Consider the following 17463-nt stretch of genomic DNA (forward strand, 5'->3'; position numbering starts at 1 on the left):
ATGGCCCTGGTGGAGGTGCGCTCGGTCAGCCACGCCCGCGGGGTGCTGCGGGAGGTGAGCCTGTCGCTGCCGCCGGCCCGGCTGGCCGTTCTGGCCGGGCGGTCCGGTTCCGGGAAGTCGACACTGTGCCACCTGATCGCCGGCGTCATGCGTCCCTCGTCCGGCGAGGTGCTGGTGGCGGAGCGGCCGCCCTTCCCAGCGCCGGACTGGGCCACCGTGTCTCTGCTGCCGCAGCGGCTGGCGCTCGAGCCGGAGCTGTCGGTGGCCGAGAACGTGCTGCTCCCGGCCGGTCTGCGCGGCCGGGACTCGGCGGAGGGCCTCCTCGACCGGCTCGGGCTCGCGACCATCGCCGCCCGCCCGGCCCGGGACACGTCACTGGGCGAGCAGCAGCGGACCGCGCTGGCCCGGGCGCTGGTCCTGTCGCCGGCCGTGGCCGTCCTCGACGAGCCGACCGCCCATCAGGACGACGAGCACGTGCACCTGGTGCTCGACGCCCTGCGCGCGGCGGTCGGCGCCGGGACGCTCGCTGTCGTGGCCACCCACGACCAGCGGGTCATCGACGTCGCCGACACCGTCGTGCGGCTGGCCTCCGGACGCGTCCTCACGGAGCCGGCCTAGCCGCCTCCTCCTGCTCCTGCTCGTGTCGCCGGACCACCCGGTCGATGCGGCGGTCCGGGACGATCCACAGGACCACCACCGCGGTGTAGCAGGTCATCGCGATCGCGGCGCCGACGTGCCCGTCCCGGTCGATCAGCAGCGCGCAGAGCACGCCCGCGAGGTTGACGACCGCGGAGACCTTGCCCTTGACGTCCGCGCCGACCGCCTCCCGCAGCAGCGACTCCTCACCCTCCTGCCGAATGATCACCGTCTGCAGGATGACGTACGCCAGGCCGGCCGCGAGCAGGTTCACCCCGTACACGACGACCGGCGTCGGCGCGAAACTCGATTCCTCCACCCAGGCCGTGGTGAACGGGAACAGCGAGATGCAGAACAGCAGCCCGAGGTTCGCCCACAGCACCCCGCCCCGGACGCGCCGCACCAGGTGGAACATGTGGTGGTGGTTGTTCCAGTAGATCCCGACGTAGAGGAAGCTCAGCAGGTAGGTGAGCAGCCCGACCCCGCTCGTGTGCACCAGGTCGGCCAGGTCATGCCCCTCCGGCGGCTTCAACTCCAACACCATGATCGTGATGATGATGGCCAGCACGCCATCGCTGAACGCCTCCAGCCGGCTGGTCCGCACTCCGCCCGCCCCCTCTCGAACTCGCCCTCGTGCAGCAAGACCGGCCAGCCCGCGATTTCGTGACAGTCAGGCCCGCTCGATGCTCCGCCCCGGCATCGCCTCGGCCAGCGCGGCCCGCCATTCGGGCGATCCGAACGCCTCCCCGAAGTACTGCGTCTCATGCACCACCATGCCACCGGCGAACTCCATGATGCTGACCGAGTAGCTGGGCACCCCGTCATAAGTGATCACGCACTCGCTCACCCAAAGCCCCCCGCCCCCGGAGATCCGCAATACGGTGAAGTGCCGCTCGGCCGGATGCCCACCCCGCTGCGCCGCGATCGTGGCCCGCCCCCGGAACCGCTCCCCCGACTGCGGGTAGTCGAGGATCGCCTCCGGGTCGTAGATGGCGTGCTCAGCCTCGGTATCCCCCCGCTCCGAGGCCCGCCAGTGCTCCTCGATCGCCGCCCTGGTCTCCGCGTCCATCGCCATACCCCCTCCGAAGCCGCCCGCTGCCACAGTGCCACGCTGTACGGCACTTTGCTCTGCGCACCTATACGCCCCGCGGCGGCTGGACTTGCCACGGCCCGGGACCTGCCTGGTCGCGGTGCGTGGCGGCTCGGTCGCGGTCAGCGGGCGGCTGGGCTGAGCGTGCCATGGCCCGAGCGCTGCCTGGTCGCGCCCGGTGCGGCCCGTCGCGGTCGGCGGCTGGCCGGGCAGAGCGTGCCACGGCCCGGGCATCTGCCTGGTCGCGCCCGGTGCGGCCCGCCGCGGTCGGCGGCTGGCCGGGCTGGGCGCGCCATGGCCCGGGCTTTGCAGGTCCATGCCGGGCAGTGCGCGTATAGGTGCGCAGAGCAGAGCGTCCACGTGCGCAGAGCAGCGCGTATCGGTGCGCAGAGCAGCGCGTATCGGTGCGCAGAGCGGCGCGTATCGGTGCGCAGAGCGGCGCGTATCGGTGCGCAGAGCGGCGCGTACAGGTGCGCAGAGCGGCGCGTATAGGTGCGCAGAGCAAAGTGGGTGGGGTGGTGGGGTGGACCTAGGCTGGCGCGATGATCGGGAAGGGGTCGCGGCCGTCGGCGCTCGGTGGGTTTTGGGCGCTCCTGGTGGGTGGGGTCGCGATCGGCGGGTTGTTGCTGTTCTTGCGGCCGGTCACGCAGCGGGCGGAATGTCCGAACTATGGCGGGAACGGGAATGCCAGCGCATTCGCGAACTCCGCATGGGATCTCTATCTGCCGCTCGTGTTGCTCGTGTGGGTCGTGCTGATCGGGGTCGAACAAGCGCTGCCGGTCACGTGGCGGGGGCGCGGCGGGGGCGAGATCGCGGCGCGGGCGGTGGGAGCGGTTGTGGTGGCGGTGGTGGGGTCGTGCTGCCTGTTTCTCAGCCTGGGGACGGTGTGCCGGTGAGGTCGGGCTCGGGGACCTCCAGGTCGGCGTAGATCGCCAGGGCCTGGTCTCGGTGGGCGCGGGCCGCGGCCGGGTCGGGCACGGTGCGGGACAGGCCGTCGTGTGCTCGGGCCTCTTCGATGCGGTCGCCGGTGTCGCGGGCCAGGGCCAGGGCGGTCGTGTGGCGGGCGCGCGCGTCGGCGGGGCGGGACAGGGCGTGCAACGTTTCACCTAGGCCGTTGAGTGCCTGGATCTCCAGGCCCCGGTCGCCGGTCTCGCGGGCTATCTCGAGCGCCGCGTTCAGGTCGTCGAGGCTCTCGGTGTGCTTGCCGAGCAGGCGGCGGATGACGCCTCGGTCGCTGAGGGTGGCGGCCTCCTCGGCGCGCTCGCCGGTGCGGCGCTGGATGGCCAGGGCCTCGTCGCAGTGGTCGATCGCCTCGCGGTGGCGGCCCAGGCTGCTCAGCACGTTGCCGAGGCTATTCAGGGCGTGTGCCTCCCAGCCGGGGTCGCCGGTCTCGCGGTGGACGACCAGCGCGCGGGTCAGGTTCTCCAGGGCCTCGTCGTGGCGGCCCAGGCGCCAGAGGGCGTTGCCGGCGTTGCACAGAGCATCGGCCTCGCCCTGCTGGTCGCCGTACGCGCGGTAAATGTCGCCGGCCTGCTCGCACAGGGCCAGCACCTCGCGATAGCGGCCCTGTCGCTCCTGGATGACGCCGATGTTGTTGAGCACGGTCGCCTCGGCCACCCGGTCGCCGCGGTCGCGGTGGATTCGTGCGGCCCGGCCGTAGCTCTCGATGGCGTCGTCGTAGCGGCCGAGGCTGAACCGGGTCGCGCCGAGCGTCTCGAGGACTCCGGGGTCGGAGCCGAGGATCGGCAACGCCTGCCGCAGCAGGGCGTCGGCCTCGTCGTAACGGCCGAGCCGCCAGCAAACCTTCGCGAGGTTGTGCAGTGCCTCGCCCTCGCCGGCGCGATCGCCGGCTTCCCGTGCCGCATTCAAAGCATGGTTGTGTACGGCGGAAGCGTCCACATGATGAGTTCCGCTGTCCAGATAGAGGCGCAGCGTCGCGGCGAGCCCGGTCGCGTGCGCGTGCCGTCCGCTCGTGGCGGCGAGGCCGACCGCGGCGACCAGGTTCACGCGCTCGGCGTCCAGCCACTCGCGCGCGTCGGCGGCGTCGGCGAACGGCGGCATCGCGGTGGGTGGGGCGGCCGGGCTCGGGCGCTGGTGCCGGGTGCGCGGGAAGAGCGTGTCGGCCGCCTGGGTCGCGGTGTGCAGGTACTGGTCGAGCATCCGGCCGAGGGCGTCGTGGCGCGCGGCGGGCTCCTCGGTCGCCAGGGCGGCGGCGTGCGCGTGGTGGCGGAGCAGGTCGTGGAAGCGGTAGCGGCCGGGCGCCGGCTCCTGCACCAGGTGCGCGTCGAGCAGCTCGTCGAGCAGGCGATCGGCGCGGTCGACCGGCAGGTGCGCCACGGCGGCGGCCAGGTGCGCGCCGAAGTCGCCGGGAGCGAGGCCGAGCAGCCGGAACAGCCGCTGCTGCTCATCGGTGAGCTGGGTGTACGAGAGGGCGAAGGAGGCCGCCACGCTGCGGTCGCCGACGGCCAGCTCGGTCAGCACCCGCCGCCGGTCGCGCAGCCGCTCGGCCAGATGACGCACCGTCCATGCTGGACGCGCCCGCAGCCGGGCCGCGGCGATCCGGATCGCCAGGGGCAGTCGGTCGCAGAGGCCGACCACCTCGGCCACGTCCTCGGCGCTGACCGGCGCCCGGCCGGGACCGAGGATCCGGTGGAACAGCGCGGCGGCATCGCCGGGCCGCAGCATGTCGAGGGAGACGACGTCGGTGCTGTCCAGGTCGGCGAGGCGACGCCGGCTGGTGACCAGCGTCAGGCAGCCGGCCGTGCCCGGCAGCAGCGGGCGTACCTGGGCGGCATTGGCGGCGTTGTCGAGGACCAGCAGCACCCGGCGGCCGGCCAGTTCGGCGCGCCACCGGGCGGCCCGTTCGTCGAGGTCGGCCGGGATCTCGTCGCCGGTCACGCCGACGGCCCGCAGCAGCAGGTCGAGGGCGGCGGCCGAGTCGACCGGCGGGCGGCCCTCGCTGTGCGCGTGCAGATCGAGGAAGAGCCGGCCGTCCGGGTAGCGGCCGGCCAGCCGGTGGGCGGTGTGCACGGCGAGGGCGGACTTGCCGACACCCGCCATGCCGTCGACCGCGAGCACCACCGCGGCGGTCGGCGGGGCCGAGTCCGGCCCGGCGAGCAGGCGTCGCAGCTCCGGCTCCCGCCCGGTGAAGTCGGCGACGTCGGCGGGCAGGTCGTCGCGCGCGGTCCAGCCACCGGCGGCGGGAGTCTCGGCCGGGGGCGGGCCGGCGAGAGTGGGGTCGGCGGTCAGGATCCGCTGGTGCATGCGAGCCAGGCCGGCGCCCGGTTCCACGCCCAGCTCCTCGACGAGCAGGGCGCGCGCGGTCGCGTACGCGTGAAGGGCCTCGGCCTGTCGATCGGCCCGGTAGAGGGCCAGCATGAGCAGGGCCCACAACCGCTCCTGGAGCGGGAACTCCTTCACCAGCCGGGACAGCTCGGCGATCGCCTCCGCGGGCCGGCCGGCGTCGAGGTCGACCGTGACGCGCAGCTCGAGGGCGGTCAGGCGCCGCTCGGTGAGCCGCTGCCGGGCCGCGTCGATCGCCTCGCCGGCCAGTCCACCCAGCGGCTCCCCCTGCCACAGCGCGAGAGCGCCGGCCACCTCACTCGCGGCCGCGGCCCGGTCGCCGCGCTCGTGGGACTGCTGGGCGGCGGCCAGCTGCCGGTCGAAGGCGGTGACGTCCAGCCGGGCGGGGTCGAACCGCAGGAGGTAGCCGGCATCGGTCGAGACCAGTTCGGTACGGAGGTCCAGCACCTGGCGGAGACGGCTCACGTACGTCTGGACGAGGTGGGTGACGCTCGCCGGCGGCTCGGCTCCCCAGACGGTGGCGACGATGCGGTCGACCGGGACGGGCCGGCCGGCCTCCAGCAGCAGCACCGCGAGCACGGTCTGCTGCTTGACCCCGCCCAGCGCGACCTCGGTGTCGCCCCGCCATGCCCGCAACGGTCCCAGCAGCTCGAAGCGCAGCGATTCGACCACCCGGGCACCTTAGTGAATCACCTGCGGGTATAGCGAATTGCGAGCGAGGCTCGCGCGGCTGCCCCTAGCTTGCGCGCGTGCAGATCCCTACCTTCGTCTACATCCTGGCGCCGCTCGTGGTCGTCGCCTTCGTCGTGCAGATCGTGCTGCGGGTGCGCTCGGCCGCGCGCAGCGCCCGCGGCATGGCCCGCTCGTTCCGCAACGTCGTCGCGGTCGACCAGAGCCGGCCCACCACCGGCGAGCTGGCCACCGCGCTCGCGGTCGGCGCGCACATGTCGCTCAACCACGGCGTGTCCTGGAACGCGCTCAAGGACGACGCGAACAGCGCCCAGAAGATCTACAACAACCTGAAGAACCAGTGGGACATCACCAGCGCGGGCAAGCTTCGCGACACCCTCGAGGACCTGCTGGATGACGAGACCGGTGACCCGGTGGCCGACTTCGTGCTCAACGTGCGCCAGGAGCTCGGCGGCACGCCCGGCGCCGAGGCGTGGAAGCGGGCCGTCGCCGACCGGGCCCGCGCGCAGGGCGTCGCCGAGACCACGCTCGACGAGATGACCGCGACCGTCGACCGGGTGCTGTCCTATGAGGAGCGGTTCCGGGCTGACGGCCTGCTGCCGCCCGGCGGCATCGTCGTCAGCCTCCTCGCCTACGACTGGGGCCGGGCCGTGAACATGGCCCGCTGGGGCTACAAGGCGCGCTACATCAAAGAACAACAGGCCATCGAGTACGTCCTCAGGGCCGGCAAGCAGGCGTACGGCCGCTACGCCTCGTGGGGCGACCTGTCCGCCGGCTACGCGCTCGGCCGGGTCCTGCGGTTCGACAACGACGAGTTCGACACCTGGTACGCCACCGTCCTGGAGCCGCACCAGACGCTGTTCACCGACCCGGCGAGCCCCTGGCTGACGCTGGCCTGGCCGTGAACCCTCGTCTTCCGGTCCTGCTGGCCGCCGTCGGGCTGATCCTGCTCGCGGCGGCCCTGCGGGAGGCGTACCGCCGCCGGCGTCGGCGGCCGTCGCCACCGTCCGAGGTCGCGCGGTACGCCGGCGAGGCGCCACAGCCGGTCACCGACTACACCACCGCGCTCGCGGTCGGGGCGCTGGCCGCGCTGCGGGCCGGTGAGGTCCTCGACATCGTCGGCTGCCGCCGCCCCCGCGGCGCGATCAAGCTGGAGCTGCGCCTGCGGGCCGAGCCGTACCGGACGTCGGTGCTGGGCGAGGAGGACGTGTCCACCGCGATCGGCCGGTGCGTCAACGACCTGCTCGGCCCGGCGGCCGAGACCGTCGGCGACCAGCTGGCCGGGATCGAGGAGGTGATCCGGCACCGCCGCCGGGGCGGCCCGGAACTCTGGCCGCACGCCATCGACGAGTGGGCGTCCCGGTCCCGGCTGCCGGAACCGGCGGTGGCGGCCCTGCACGACACGGCCGAGCGCATCGCCGCCGCCGAGGAGGAACTGCGCGGCGCCGGCCTCCTCGGCGGGGACGAGTACGTGCCCACGCTCCTGGCCGTCCACTGGGGACAGGGGGTCCACCTGGCCCGAGGCGCCGTCGCTACTGGGTGGCTGGACCGGACGCGGGGTCTCAACTACCTGCGCCGCACCGGGGAACTGGCCCGGCGCTGGTACCCGTCGTCCCGCACGCTGCTCGCGGCCCAGCTCCTGCCCGCCTACCTCAGCGGCGACCCCGAGGCCATCCGCTGGGCGAGAACCGCCGCGCCGGCGCTGCTGACCGATCCGCGCAGCCCGCTGTTCGGCTCGAAGGGCGACGGCGCCCTCCTCGGCGACCGGCAGCGTTCCCCGTAACTCCGGCGGTCGGCTTCGACCCACTTCAATTCTCGGCGGCACCGAGCGGTGGAGACGACCGGACGGAAGCAAAAGCATGACGCTGCCCAGCACCCTCGATCGGCCGATCGGCGGGGGCCGCGCCCGGCGGCGCCCGGCCCGCGAACCGGAGAACACCCCCTTGCGGCTGCGGCGCCTGACCACGGCGGCCGCCGCCCTGACCGTCGTGCTCGGCGTGCTGCTGACCGTCCAGCTGGTCCGCGCCGACCACGCCACGTCGCGTCTCGCCGTCGGGGAGGCGCCGGTGGTGGAGGCCGCGAGCGACCTCTACTTCGCGCTCAACGACATGGATGCTCAGCTCGCCAACGCCCTGCTGGTCGGCGACGCCACCGATCTCGGGATCACCCGGGTGCAGGCCCAGGCGATCTTCGACCGCCGCCGGCAGCAGGCGTACGCCGATCTCGAAGAGCTGGCCGCGTCCGGCGTCCGGATCCGCGACCTGCTCGACGGCCTGGGCCGGTACGAGGCGCTGGCCGCCCAGGCCGAGCTGCTCAAGCGGCCCGAGGCGTACCGGCTCGCCACCACCCTGCTGCGCCGGACGTTGCTGGGACAGGCACAGGACATCGTGGACGGTCAGCGCGGGAAGCTGACCGACGGCTACCGCGCCGAGAGCCGCGCCGCCACGCTGACCCGGACGGCTGTCGCCGGTGTTGCGGTCGTTCTGATCGCTGTGCTCGTGGCGCTGCAGATCTTCCTGGGCCGCCGGTTCCGCCGGACCGTGAATCCGGGCGCGGCCGCCGCCACGGCCGTGCTGGTCGGTCTCGCCGCCGGCAGCCTGGTCCTGCTCGACCTGCACGCGAACCGGCTGCACACCCAGAAGCAGGACGCCTTCGACTCGATCGTCGCTCTCACCCGGGCCCGGGCGATCAGCTACGACGCCAACGCCGACGAGAGCCGCTACCTGCTCGACCCCGCACACGCCGCCGAGTACGAGACCGGCTTCCTCGGCAAGACCCAGCAGATCCTTCAGCTGCCGGGCGCGACCCTGGCGACGTACGACCAGCGGCTGGACACGGCGTGGGCGTCCTACCGGCACGACCACGGTCAGGTCGGCTGGGGCGGCGCGATGGGCACCGAGTTCGGCAACATCACGTTCGCCGGCGAGCGCGCGGCGGCCGAACGGACGGTCCAGCTGTTCGAGGCCTACCAGGAGGACGACCGGCGGATCCGGCAGCTTGCCTCGTCCGGGCAACGCGACGCGGCGGTCCGGCTCTGCACCAGCTACGCCCCGGGCGGCTCCAACTACGCCTTCGACCGCTACGACGCCGCCCTCGCCGCCGTGATCGCGGTCAACACGCACGCCTTCGACTCCGTCGTCCACGCCGACCGGCGCGACCTGGGCCGCTCGGTATGGGTTCCGGGCGTGGCCACGCTGATCGCCCTGGCCCTCCTGCTGGCCGGCGTCCGCCCGCGCCTCGCCGAATACCACTAGGCGCGGGGCGGCGGGAGGCTTGGGGGTTCCGCGACACGCCGCGCCGATACGGACTGCGCGGGAGGGGGGATCGCGCCCGGTGAATCACCGGGCCGCCGGGCGGCGTGTCGCAGCTCCATCTCCAGTGGACCTCGGCCTTGATCGACCGGCAAGGGGCGTTGACGGCTCTGGTACGACGATCGCACCATCTGCACCTGCCGCATCAGGAGACGGCTTGATGCACGCTTTCCACGGACCGGGTGGTTCGCGGCAGTTCACTCGGTAGGGTTACGCACATGGCTGGGCCAGGTGCGGCGGGGGGAGCTGGGCGGTGCCCGCCGGCGACGGTCTGACCGCCGAGCACGCCGAGGCGATCGGGCAGGCGTACGAGCTGATCGAGTCCGCCCAGGGTGAGTTGTACCCCGACGAGGTCGAGGAAGCTGCCGGCCGGATCGGTCAGCCGGAGTGGTGGGACGTGCAGGTGCTGCTGCATTTCGCCCGCTCACTCGCGGTGATCCACTCCGGCCGGGACGACTCGGCGCACGTGCGGACGATGCTCGACGTGGCCGTCGCGCTCGACGACCCGGCTCTGCTCGCGCTGGCGCTGGCGGTCAGCGCGGGCCGCCGGGTCAGCGCCCAGCGCCCGCTCGACCTCAGCGAGTCGGCGGCGAGCCCATTGGTCCAGGCGGCGGTGCTGCTGGACGACGACGGCGGCCCGGTGGTGCACCGGGTCGCGGCGCTGATCGAGGTCGCCCTCGTGGCGCACGCGCTCGGCCTCTGGGAGATCGCGCTCGAGCAGTACGAGCGCACTCACGAGGCGCTCGACGGGGACCACGACCCGCGGTGGCGGGCCACGGCCCGCCGGCAGCGCACCGTCCTGTACGTCAACCGGGTCGAGCTGCTGCTCGACTGGGTCTGCGCCGAGGCGATGATCGGCGACTGGGCCGGGGCCGCCGCGCGGGCCGCGGCGACGCTGCCGGGCAGCCGGGACGCGGTCGCTCCCGACTGGCCGCCGAGCTGGGTCCGGCAGTTCGACGGTCATCTGTTTCTCCTCGCGGCGATCGCGGGCCGCGAGTTCGAGGGTGGGCCGCCCGATCCGGCCGTCGAGGCGCTCGGCGCGGCGATCCGGGCCGCCCGCGCGGACGACAGCGGGCGCGCGGCCATCCTCGCGCGCGGGCTCGCCGACCGTTTCGGTCTTTCCGTGCCGCAGCACACGTGGCTGCTCACCCTGCAGCTCGCGTCGCGCGAGCCGGGCGCGGCGGCGGCCGCGCGCTTCGCGGACGAGCTGGTGCGGCTGCGCTGGAACGACCGGCAGGTACGGATGAGCAGCATGCGCGACGCCATCGCGGTCGAGCGCGGCCGCCGCGAGCACGACCAGCTGCGCCGGGAGATCATCACCGATCACCTCACCGGCCTGGCCAACCGCCGCGGCTACCACGCGTACCTGACCGCCCTGCTCGAGACCGGGCCGGCGACCGGCGTCGGCGACTACGCCGCCATGATGATCGACGTCGACAAGTTCAAGCAGGTAAACGACCAGTTCGGCCACGACGTCGGCGATCTGGTGCTGGCCCGGATCGCCGGCATTCTCAGCGCCAACGTCCGGCCGATCGACCTCGCCGCGCGGCTGGGCGGCGACGAGTTCGTCGTCATCCTGGCCGAGGTGCAGCCCGGCGTCTCGCAGGGCCGCGCCCAGGCGATCCTGGAGGCGGTCCGCGACCACCCCTGGCACGACGTGGCCGCGGGCCTGTCCGTCTCGATCAGCGTGGGGCTGCACCACGGCGGCCGCGAGGAGCTGCCGACGCTGCTCGGCGACGCCGACCGGCACCTGTACCGGGCCAAGAACGAGGGCCGCAGCCGGGTCGCTACGGGCTGACGGTCAGCGTTCCCCACGACGTGCCGGCCACATAGGGGAAGCGGCCGGGACGCTTGCCGTTGGCCCAAGAGGTCAGCAGCGACCAGCCGGCCATGGCGCGGACGTAGTGGTCGCCGCATTCGACCTCGTTGAACGGGTTGCGGCGGGTGCCGTCGTAGCGGGCGCGGACGCCGCGGACGATCGCGAGGCCCTCCTCGTCGAGGCCCTCGTAGAAGCAGTGCGCGGCGACCTGGTACTCGACGCCGGTCCACACCTCGTCGCAGTAGCGCAGCGGGACCGCGGGCCGCCCGCCGTGCGGCCAGGTGCACACGACCAGGCCGGTCTCGTCGCCGTCGGCGAACTCGCGATAGCCGTGCGGCGCGAACCCCGTACGCAAGTTGTATCTGACGATGGACCGGAGGGCGGTGGTGATCCGATCGGCCGGAAGAAGGTGTCCCAGGCCGAGTTCGTGCGCCCACCACTGGCCGAGCAGTTGGTCGGAGAGGCATCCCTTGCCGAAGTCGAACGCCTCGCCCGTGTTCGGCTGCGCGTAGTACTCGCCGTTCCAGAGCAGTTCGTCGTACGCGATGGAGGCTTTTTTGAAGGTCGCGGCGAAGGTGTCGGGCTCCTTCAGCCGCGCCGACATCTCCGACATCGCCCGGAGGGCGGCCAGCCACAGCGCCCCGACGAACATGTTGGGCCCATGCAGCGAGATGTCGTAGGTGACGGGCTGGTCGCCGCGAATAATGCCGCTCTCATCCGACTTCTCGGAAACATGGGCCATCACCGCCAGCAGCGACGGCCATTGCACGCGTAGCCAGTCGAGCCCGGCGTCGCCGAGAACCGAGCGGTACGTCTTCAGTACCGCCCCGAGCATCCCGTCGAGGGCCGGCCGCTCCGGACCGCCGATCGGCACGCCGTTCAGCTGCGGCAGGTAAAGCGGCAGGACCACCCGGTGCGGAATCGAGCCGTCCGCGGCCTGGATGCGGAACTCGGTCTCGCGCATGTCCCGGCCGATCGACGGGAAGAGCCGCGACAGCGCCTGCTCGTAGTTGAGCACATGGTTGCAGTTGAGCGGGCAGGAGCCGCCGGCGTCGCCGTTCCAGTTGCGGGTCGAGGCGCCGAGCGAGCCCTCGAAGGCGAAGGTGTGCCCGTCCGCGGTCCGAAAAACACTTGGCGACCGTACGAGGGCGGGCTGCGCCGCGATCGTGTCGCGGATCGGTTCCGGCAGGTCGCCGGCGGACACCGCCTCGGCCCACGCCCGGGACTCGCGGTCGAGCCGGTCCCGGTCGCCGAGATAGGCGTCGAGCACGTCCAGGGCGCCGCCGAACCGCGTCGCGTAGTGGTTGCCGACCCAGAAGCGGGTCGGGCCGTAGTGGTGCTGAGGGCCGAAGCGGTCGAAGTCGGCGTACCGGTTCGGGAACCACCACGCGTGCACGATGTCGATGGTGGTCGACTCCCCCGGCGCCAGCGCGAAGGCGGCGGCGACGGCGGCGTCCCAGGTGTGCCCGGCCGGGCTCGGCCCGCTCGGCGCCCGCATCGGCGAGGCGCTCTCGCGGAGCACGGCGCGCAGGGCGGCCTCGGAGAAGTCGCCGAGCTGGGTCGGGGCCGCCAGCCGGAGGGTCTCGGCGAAGCGCAGCACGGCGTCGGCGTCGTGGGCCCGGGGCAGCACCGCGGCCGGCGCGTCGGTCCAGAGCAGCATCTCGCCGGCGGCCGGGTCGTCCTCGGCCAGGCCGGGGTGGTCCATCAGCACGCCGCTCTGGCCCGGCCGGCGCAGGAGCCGGTTCACGTTGCCGCCGTACCCGGCGCCGCGGGTGCCGTGGATCGGCGTCACGCCGTCCCAGCCGGCCGCGTTCTGCAGCGAGCCGAGCAGGAAGCCGAAGCGGAACAGGTCGCCGTCGTTGCGGATGGTGAACCGGTAGCGGACCAGCGGCAGCGCGCTCGCGTCCGCGTCGAGCGGCACGAACGGCGTGTGCGCCTCAAGCTCGACCGCGACCGGCAGCGCGGCGTCGTGGTAGCCGACCCGGGCGAACGGGTACGCCGCCTCGAAGGTCGTGTCGTCGACGAACGGCCACCGCCATCGGTCGTCGCGGTCGGGCACGTCGGCGTCGGAGACGTTCGCGGCCGGCCGCGGGTGCGGCGGCAGCGGCGCGGCCCGCAGCAGCCGTACGACGTCGTCCGGCGGCTCGAGCGAGGTGGCCCGCAGCGCGAAGAAGCTGTCCGGCAGCAGCCCGCCGTGGTTGGGCGTCCCGAGCAGTTGCCACTGCCGCAGCGCACCGTCGCCGCACAGCGCCACGTGCCCGGTGCCGAGCCCGCCGAGCGGGAACGCCACCGCGCGCCGCGCGTCTCCGGTGAACCGCATATTTTCCGCCTCCATGTGAAATCGATTTCACGGAACGTAGATCGAGACCCAGCAACTGTCAAGTAGCCCTAGAGTGTGGCGTCATGGCCACGATCTACGAGGTAGCGGCGCTCGCCGGCGTCTCTCCCGCGACCGTCTCGCGCGTCTTCAACGGCAACACGGTGTCGCCGGAGAAGGCGCGGGCCGTGCGCGAGGCCGCCGCCCGGCTGGCCTTCACGCCCAACAAGACGGCCCGCCGGCTGCGCAAGCAGAGCTCCGAGGTCGTCGCCCTGCTCATCCCGGACATCGAGAACCCGTTCTTCACGGCCCTGGCCCGCGGGGTCGAGGACAAGGCCCAGGAGAAGGGCTTCTCGGTCGTGCTCTGCAACACCGACGACGACCCGGGCAAGGAGCTGCGCTACCTGGAGATCGCGGCGTCGGAGCAGATGGCGGGGGTGATCCTGGCGCCCGCCTCGGACGAGGCCGACCTGGGCGCGATCGCCTCGCTGGGCCGCCCGGTCGTGGCCGTGGACCGCACCACGCCGTACCCGGTCGACGCGGTCAAGGTGGACAACCGGGCCGCCGGCATCGCGGCCACCACCGCGCTCTTCGACGCCGGGCACCGCAAGATCGCCTGCATCGCGGGGCCGGTCGGCATCGAGGCGACCGAGGACCGGTTCCTGGGCTGGCGGCAGGTGATGACCGCCCGGCGGGCGGCCGGACCGGAGAACTACCTGCAGCACGCGAACTTCCGCGCGGACGGCGGGCACGCGGCGATGCGGCGGCTGCTGGCCCTGCCCGAGCCGCCGGACGCGGTGGTGACCACGAACAACCTGATGGGCGTGGGCGCCCTGCAGGCGATCGTCGAGGCCGGCGTGGACCCGGCCAAGTTCGGCCTGGCCGTGGTGGGCGAGCTGCCGTTCATGTTCCTGACCCCGCCGGCCGTGGTGCAGGTGCGGCTGCCGGCCCGCCACCTGGGCACGACCGCCGCGACGATGCTGCTGGAGCGCATCGGCGGCGACGCCCAGCCGCCCCGCACGATCGTCCTGCGCGCCGAGTTGGCGTAACCGGTCCCGGCTGCTGCAATCGATACCGACTGAAAGTTTCCTGATCAGGCCTAGCCTGATCGATCTCTTAACGAGTTCTTGACGAAATCGATTTCTTGGACTTCACTGTGCGCACCGCACCGCCTCCCCACCGTTCTCAGTCGAGAGGGACGCAGGCTCATGAACTTCCCGATACGAAAAATCGCGCTGGCGTGCGCGGCCGCCGTGCTCACGGTGGTGCCCACGGCCGCCTGCTCGGACAACAAATCGGACGCTTCCTCGTCGGGCGACAAGTCGCTCGAGATCGCCTACTGGAACTACGGGCCGGCCGCCGAGACCGGCAACAAGGCCACGGCCGACGCCTTCATGGCCGCCAACCCCGGCACCAAGGTGACGCTGACCCCCGTCACCGGCGAGAACTGGGGCACGTACTACGCCAACGTCGCCACCCTGATCGCCTCGGGCAAGCACCCCGACCTGATGCTGATCTCCGGCGAGGGCGCCCAGTTCGTGCACGCCAACAACCTGGTGCTCCCGGTCAACAAGTACCTGGACAAGGACGCCGACGCGAAGGCGCTCACCGGTGACATCGCCAAGGGCCTGATCGACGGCTTCACGGTCAAGGGCGACGTGGTGACGCTGACCAACGCCTGGAACGACATGGTCGTGTACTACAACACCGCGCTGTTCAAGAAGGCCGGCATCGACCCGCCCAAGGCCGACTGGACCTGGGCCGACTTCGAGGCCACCGCCAAGAAGCTCACCAAGGACACCAACGGCGACGGCAAGAACGACCAGTACGGCTTCACCTGGGCCAGCAACGAGATCTTCCCCGGCATCATGCCCTGGGTGGCCAATGCCGGCGGCAACCTGACCAGCGACGACGTCTGCTCGGCCACCGCCGACACCCCGCAGGTCAACAAGGCCGTCTCGTTCCTGGAGAACCTCATCAAGGAGGGCGTCTCCCCGGCCCCGATGCCGATGAGCGACGTGTTCACCCGGTTCCAGAACGGCCAGATCGCGATGTTCGGCGCCGGGCGCTGGCCGATCGCGACGCTCCTGCCCAAGTTCAAGGACTTCGACATCCAGCTGTACCCGAAGGGCGACACGTACAAGACCGTCTTCGGCGGTTCCGGGTACCCGATCCTGAAGTCGTCGAAGAACCCGGACCTGGCCTGGGAGTACCAGAAGTTCACGGTCAGCGAGGAGATCGAGAAGCAGTACGTCGGCACGCCCGACAAGCCCGGCGACTCGATCCCGTCGCGGCGCTCGATCTCGCAGACCATCTCCAAGGTCGGCGTGCCGCCGGCGAACTCCGACCTCTTCTACAACAGCATCGACAACTACCCGACGCTCGTGCCGTACCCGGCGCCGGCCAAGTACAGCGCCTTCGAGTCGACCGTCCTGCGCCACCTGCAGCTGATCTTTGCCGGTGAGAAGAGTGTCTCCGACGGTCTCAAGGATATGCAGGCTGAACTGAGCACCATCGTCACCTGCTGAAATGACTACTCTCATGACCGAAGAAGTGGTCCCCCCGGCCGTGCGCCGGGGGGCACCCCCCAAGAAGCGCAAGGACGGGCTCGCCGCGCTGGGGTTCCTCTCCCCCGCGATCGTCACGTTCCTCGTCTTCGTGCTCGCTCCCACGCTGGGCGTGCTGTACCTGAGCTTCTACGACTGGAACCTGCTCAGCGACGGCACCTTCGTGGGGCTGGACAACTTCGACCGGCTCGTCCATGACGACCGACTGCTTCACGTGTACGGCTCCACGGCGTACATGGCATTGGTGATCTTGGCAGTCAATGTTGTTGCCGGCCTGTTGCTCGCGGTGCTTCTGGAAACGCGAATGTCCCGCTGGCTGCGCGGCTTCTTCCGCCTGTCGTTCCTGTTCCCGTTCGTGGTCTCGGCCTCGGCGGTCGCGCTGATCTGGCGCTTCCTGCTCAACAAGGACCTCGGCCTGGTCAACTACGTGCTCGGCCTGGCCGGGCTCGACCGGATCGACTGGCTCGGCTCCTCGGCCTGGGCGCCGGTCTCGGTGATCGTCGTGAACTCGTGGAAGACCATCGGGTTCTCGATCCTCGTCTACATCGCGGGGCTGCAGGCCATTCCGGCGGTGCTCAAGGAGGCCGCGATCGTCGACGGGGCCAACGCCTGGACCCGGTTCTGGCGCATCACGTTCCCGATGCTGTCGCCGACCATCTTCTTCCTGGTCGTCATCAACACCATCAACTCGTTCCAGATCTTCGCCGAGCCGCGGGTGCTCACCCAGGGCGGACCGGGCGACGCCAGCCGCACGATCGTGGAATACCTCTACGACCGGGCCTTCGGCGATTTCGACCTCGGGTACGCCTCGGCGATCGGCATCACGTTCATGCTGGTGCTGATCGTGCTCACCGCGATCCAGTTCCGGCTCTCCCGCAGATGGACGTTCTACGAATGAGCCGCATACTCGCCCGGATCGCCACGTTCGCGATCCTCGTGGTGGCCGCCCTCGCCATCGCCGCGCCGTTCCTGTGGATCTTCCGAGGGGCGTTCAGTGCCTCGGACGCGGAGTTGTACAAGCTGCCGCCGACCTTCAGCCCCGGCAACCTGACCGCCGGCAACTTCGGCAAGGTCACCGACCAGGTGCCGTACTTCCGGTTCTTCGTCAACTCGCTGATCGTCTCGACCACCATCACGGCGGCCCAGATCATCACCTGCGCCACCGCGGCGTACGCCTTCGCCCGGTTGAAGTTCCGCGGCAAGAACGTGCTGTTCGCGGTGGTCATCGGCTCTCTGATGATCCCGATCCAGGTGACGATCGTGCCGCTGTTCCTGGTCATGTCCAAACTGGAGCTGACCAACACGCTGTGGGCGCTGATCCTGCCCGGCATCTTCAGCGGGTTCGGCATCTTCCTGCTGCGGCAGCACTTCCTGGCGCTGCCGGCCGAGCTGGAGGAGGCGGCGCGGATCGACGGCGCGGGGCACCTGCGCACGTTCGTCCGGGTCATCCTGCCGCTCTCCGGCCCGTCGATCGCGACGCTCGGCATCCTGTGCTTCACCTACTGGTGGAACGACCTGCTGCTGCCGCTGGTCATGATCAGCGACACCGACCGGCAGACCCTCCCGGTGGGCCTCGTGCTGCTGGCCGGCCGGTTCTCCACCGGCTCGCTCGGCACCATCGCGGCCGGCATCGCGATGGCGATCGTCCCGGTCCTCATCGTCTTCATCGCGGCCCAGCGCTACATCGTGCAATCGATCGCCTCAAGCGGTCTGAAGCTTTAGGGAAAGCC

14 protein-coding genes are annotated in these 17463 nt (G+C 71.7%); 10 read left to right on the top strand and 4 right to left on the bottom strand.

Translation table 11 applies throughout. The features are described from left to right. Positions 1–618, top strand: a complete 618-nt coding sequence (locus tag A3CQ_RS0113665) for an ATP-binding cassette domain-containing protein (RefSeq protein WP_020511503.1) — start codon at positions 1–3, stop codon at positions 616–618. On the opposite strand, the gene A3CQ_RS0113670 is transcribed toward A3CQ_RS0113665, so the two are convergent. Together A3CQ_RS0113670 and A3CQ_RS0113675 are read right to left on the bottom strand one after the other, a co-directional pair. Further along, positions 602–1240 carry a TMEM175 family protein gene (locus tag A3CQ_RS0113670; RefSeq protein ID WP_020511504.1) on the bottom strand — a complete coding sequence of 213 codons (639 nt, stop codon included), beginning with the start codon at positions 1238–1240 and terminating at the stop codon, positions 602–604. The genes A3CQ_RS0113665 and A3CQ_RS0113670 overlap by 17 nt on opposite strands. Before the next feature lie 66 nt (positions 1241–1306). Then, entirely contained in the window at positions 1307–1711 is a 405-nt protein-coding gene (locus A3CQ_RS0113675) for a nuclear transport factor 2 family protein (RefSeq protein WP_020511505.1), read from the bottom strand. 557 nt (positions 1712–2268) lie between these two features. Between A3CQ_RS0113675 and A3CQ_RS0113680 the strand changes: the two genes are divergently transcribed. After that, a complete protein-coding gene (locus A3CQ_RS0113680) occupies positions 2269–2622 on the top strand; it encodes a hypothetical protein (protein WP_020511506.1) in 354 nt (117 codons plus the stop codon). Here the strand turns inward: A3CQ_RS0113680 and A3CQ_RS0113685 are convergent. Continuing rightward, positions 2597–5701: an AfsR/SARP family transcriptional regulator gene (locus A3CQ_RS0113685; RefSeq protein WP_020511507.1), complete on the bottom strand. Its 3105-nt coding sequence runs from the start codon at positions 5699–5701 to the stop codon at positions 2597–2599. The genes A3CQ_RS0113680 and A3CQ_RS0113685 overlap by 26 nt on opposite strands. A gap of 77 nt (positions 5702–5778) precedes the next feature. Here A3CQ_RS0113685 and A3CQ_RS52700 point away from each other — a divergent pair, with 77 nt between their 5' ends. From A3CQ_RS52700 to A3CQ_RS0113705, 4 genes are all read left to right on the top strand, one after another. Beyond that, positions 5779–6624: a DUF1266 domain-containing protein gene (locus A3CQ_RS52700; protein WP_051115239.1), complete on the top strand. Its 846-nt coding sequence runs from the start codon at positions 5779–5781 to the stop codon at positions 6622–6624. After that, positions 6621–7502, top strand: a complete 882-nt coding sequence (locus tag A3CQ_RS0113695; protein ID WP_020511508.1) for a DUF1266 domain-containing protein — start codon at positions 6621–6623, stop codon at positions 7500–7502. Before A3CQ_RS52700 ends, A3CQ_RS0113695 begins: the two co-directional genes overlap by 4 nt. A gap of 76 nt (positions 7503–7578) precedes the next feature. After that, complete coding sequence (locus tag A3CQ_RS52705) at positions 7579–8973, top strand: GlnX family signal transduction membrane protein (RefSeq protein ID WP_020511509.1); 1395 nt, start codon at positions 7579–7581, stop codon at positions 8971–8973. 310 nt (positions 8974–9283) lie between these two features. Further along, entirely contained in the window at positions 9284–10828 is a 1545-nt protein-coding gene (locus tag A3CQ_RS0113705) for a GGDEF domain-containing protein (protein ID WP_020511510.1), read from the top strand. On the opposite strand, the gene A3CQ_RS0113710 is transcribed toward A3CQ_RS0113705, so the two are convergent. Then, a complete protein-coding gene (locus A3CQ_RS0113710) occupies positions 10818–13169 on the bottom strand; it encodes a GH116 family glycosyl hydrolase (protein ID WP_020511511.1) in 2352 nt (783 codons plus the stop codon). The two genes, A3CQ_RS0113705 and A3CQ_RS0113710, sit on opposite strands and share 11 nt — an antisense overlap. A gap of 83 nt (positions 13170–13252) precedes the next feature. On the opposite strand from A3CQ_RS0113710, the gene A3CQ_RS0113715 reads away from it, so the two are divergent. The 4 genes from A3CQ_RS0113715 to A3CQ_RS0113730 all read left to right on the top strand — a co-directional run bounded on the left by A3CQ_RS0113715 (position 13253) and on the right by A3CQ_RS0113730 (position 17455). Further along, positions 13253–14215: a LacI family DNA-binding transcriptional regulator gene (locus tag A3CQ_RS0113715; RefSeq protein WP_020511512.1), complete on the top strand. Its 963-nt coding sequence runs from the start codon at positions 13253–13255 to the stop codon at positions 14213–14215. Between the two features lie 159 nt (positions 14216–14374). After that, positions 14375–15694: an ABC transporter substrate-binding protein gene (locus A3CQ_RS0113720; RefSeq protein WP_020511513.1), complete on the top strand. Its 1320-nt coding sequence runs from the start codon at positions 14375–14377 to the stop codon at positions 15692–15694. A gap of 13 nt (positions 15695–15707) precedes the next feature. After that, complete coding sequence (locus A3CQ_RS0113725; protein ID WP_026205674.1) at positions 15708–16631, top strand: carbohydrate ABC transporter permease; 924 nt, start codon at positions 15708–15710, stop codon at positions 16629–16631. Continuing rightward, complete coding sequence (locus tag A3CQ_RS0113730; protein ID WP_020511515.1) at positions 16628–17455, top strand: carbohydrate ABC transporter permease; 828 nt, start codon at positions 16628–16630, stop codon at positions 17453–17455. Before A3CQ_RS0113725 ends, A3CQ_RS0113730 begins: the two co-directional genes overlap by 4 nt. The last annotated feature ends 8 nt before the right edge of the window (positions 17456–17463 follow it).

The organism is Paractinoplanes globisporus DSM 43857, assembly GCF_000379645.1.
GTDB lineage: Bacteria > Actinomycetota > Actinomycetes > Mycobacteriales > Micromonosporaceae > Actinoplanes > Actinoplanes globisporus.

What these genes read in the sequence shown, in the direction of transcription:
- A3CQ_RS0113665 (WP_020511503.1), top strand. Translation starts at nt 1, where the DNA reads ATGGCCCTGGTGGAGGTGCGCTCGGTCAGCCACGCCCGCGGGGTGCTG.
- A3CQ_RS0113675 (WP_020511505.1), bottom strand. Translation starts at nt 1,711, where the DNA reads ATGGCGATGGACGCGGAGACCAGGGCGGCGATCGAGGAGCACTGGCGG.
- A3CQ_RS0113680 (WP_020511506.1), top strand. Translation starts at nt 2,269, where the DNA reads ATGATCGGGAAGGGGTCGCGGCCGTCGGCGCTCGGTGGGTTTTGGGCG.
- A3CQ_RS52705 (WP_020511509.1), top strand. Translation starts at nt 7,579, where the DNA reads ATGACGCTGCCCAGCACCCTCGATCGGCCGATCGGCGGGGGCCGCGCC.
- A3CQ_RS0113710 (WP_020511511.1), bottom strand. Translation starts at nt 13,169, where the DNA reads ATGCGGTTCACCGGAGACGCGCGGCGCGCGGTGGCGTTCCCGCTCGGC.
- A3CQ_RS0113715 (WP_020511512.1), top strand. Translation starts at nt 13,253, where the DNA reads ATGGCCACGATCTACGAGGTAGCGGCGCTCGCCGGCGTCTCTCCCGCG.
- A3CQ_RS0113720 (WP_020511513.1), top strand. Translation starts at nt 14,375, where the DNA reads ATGAACTTCCCGATACGAAAAATCGCGCTGGCGTGCGCGGCCGCCGTG.
- A3CQ_RS0113725 (WP_026205674.1), top strand. Translation starts at nt 15,708, where the DNA reads ATGACCGAAGAAGTGGTCCCCCCGGCCGTGCGCCGGGGGGCACCCCCC.
- A3CQ_RS0113730 (WP_020511515.1), top strand. Translation starts at nt 16,628, where the DNA reads ATGAGCCGCATACTCGCCCGGATCGCCACGTTCGCGATCCTCGTGGTG.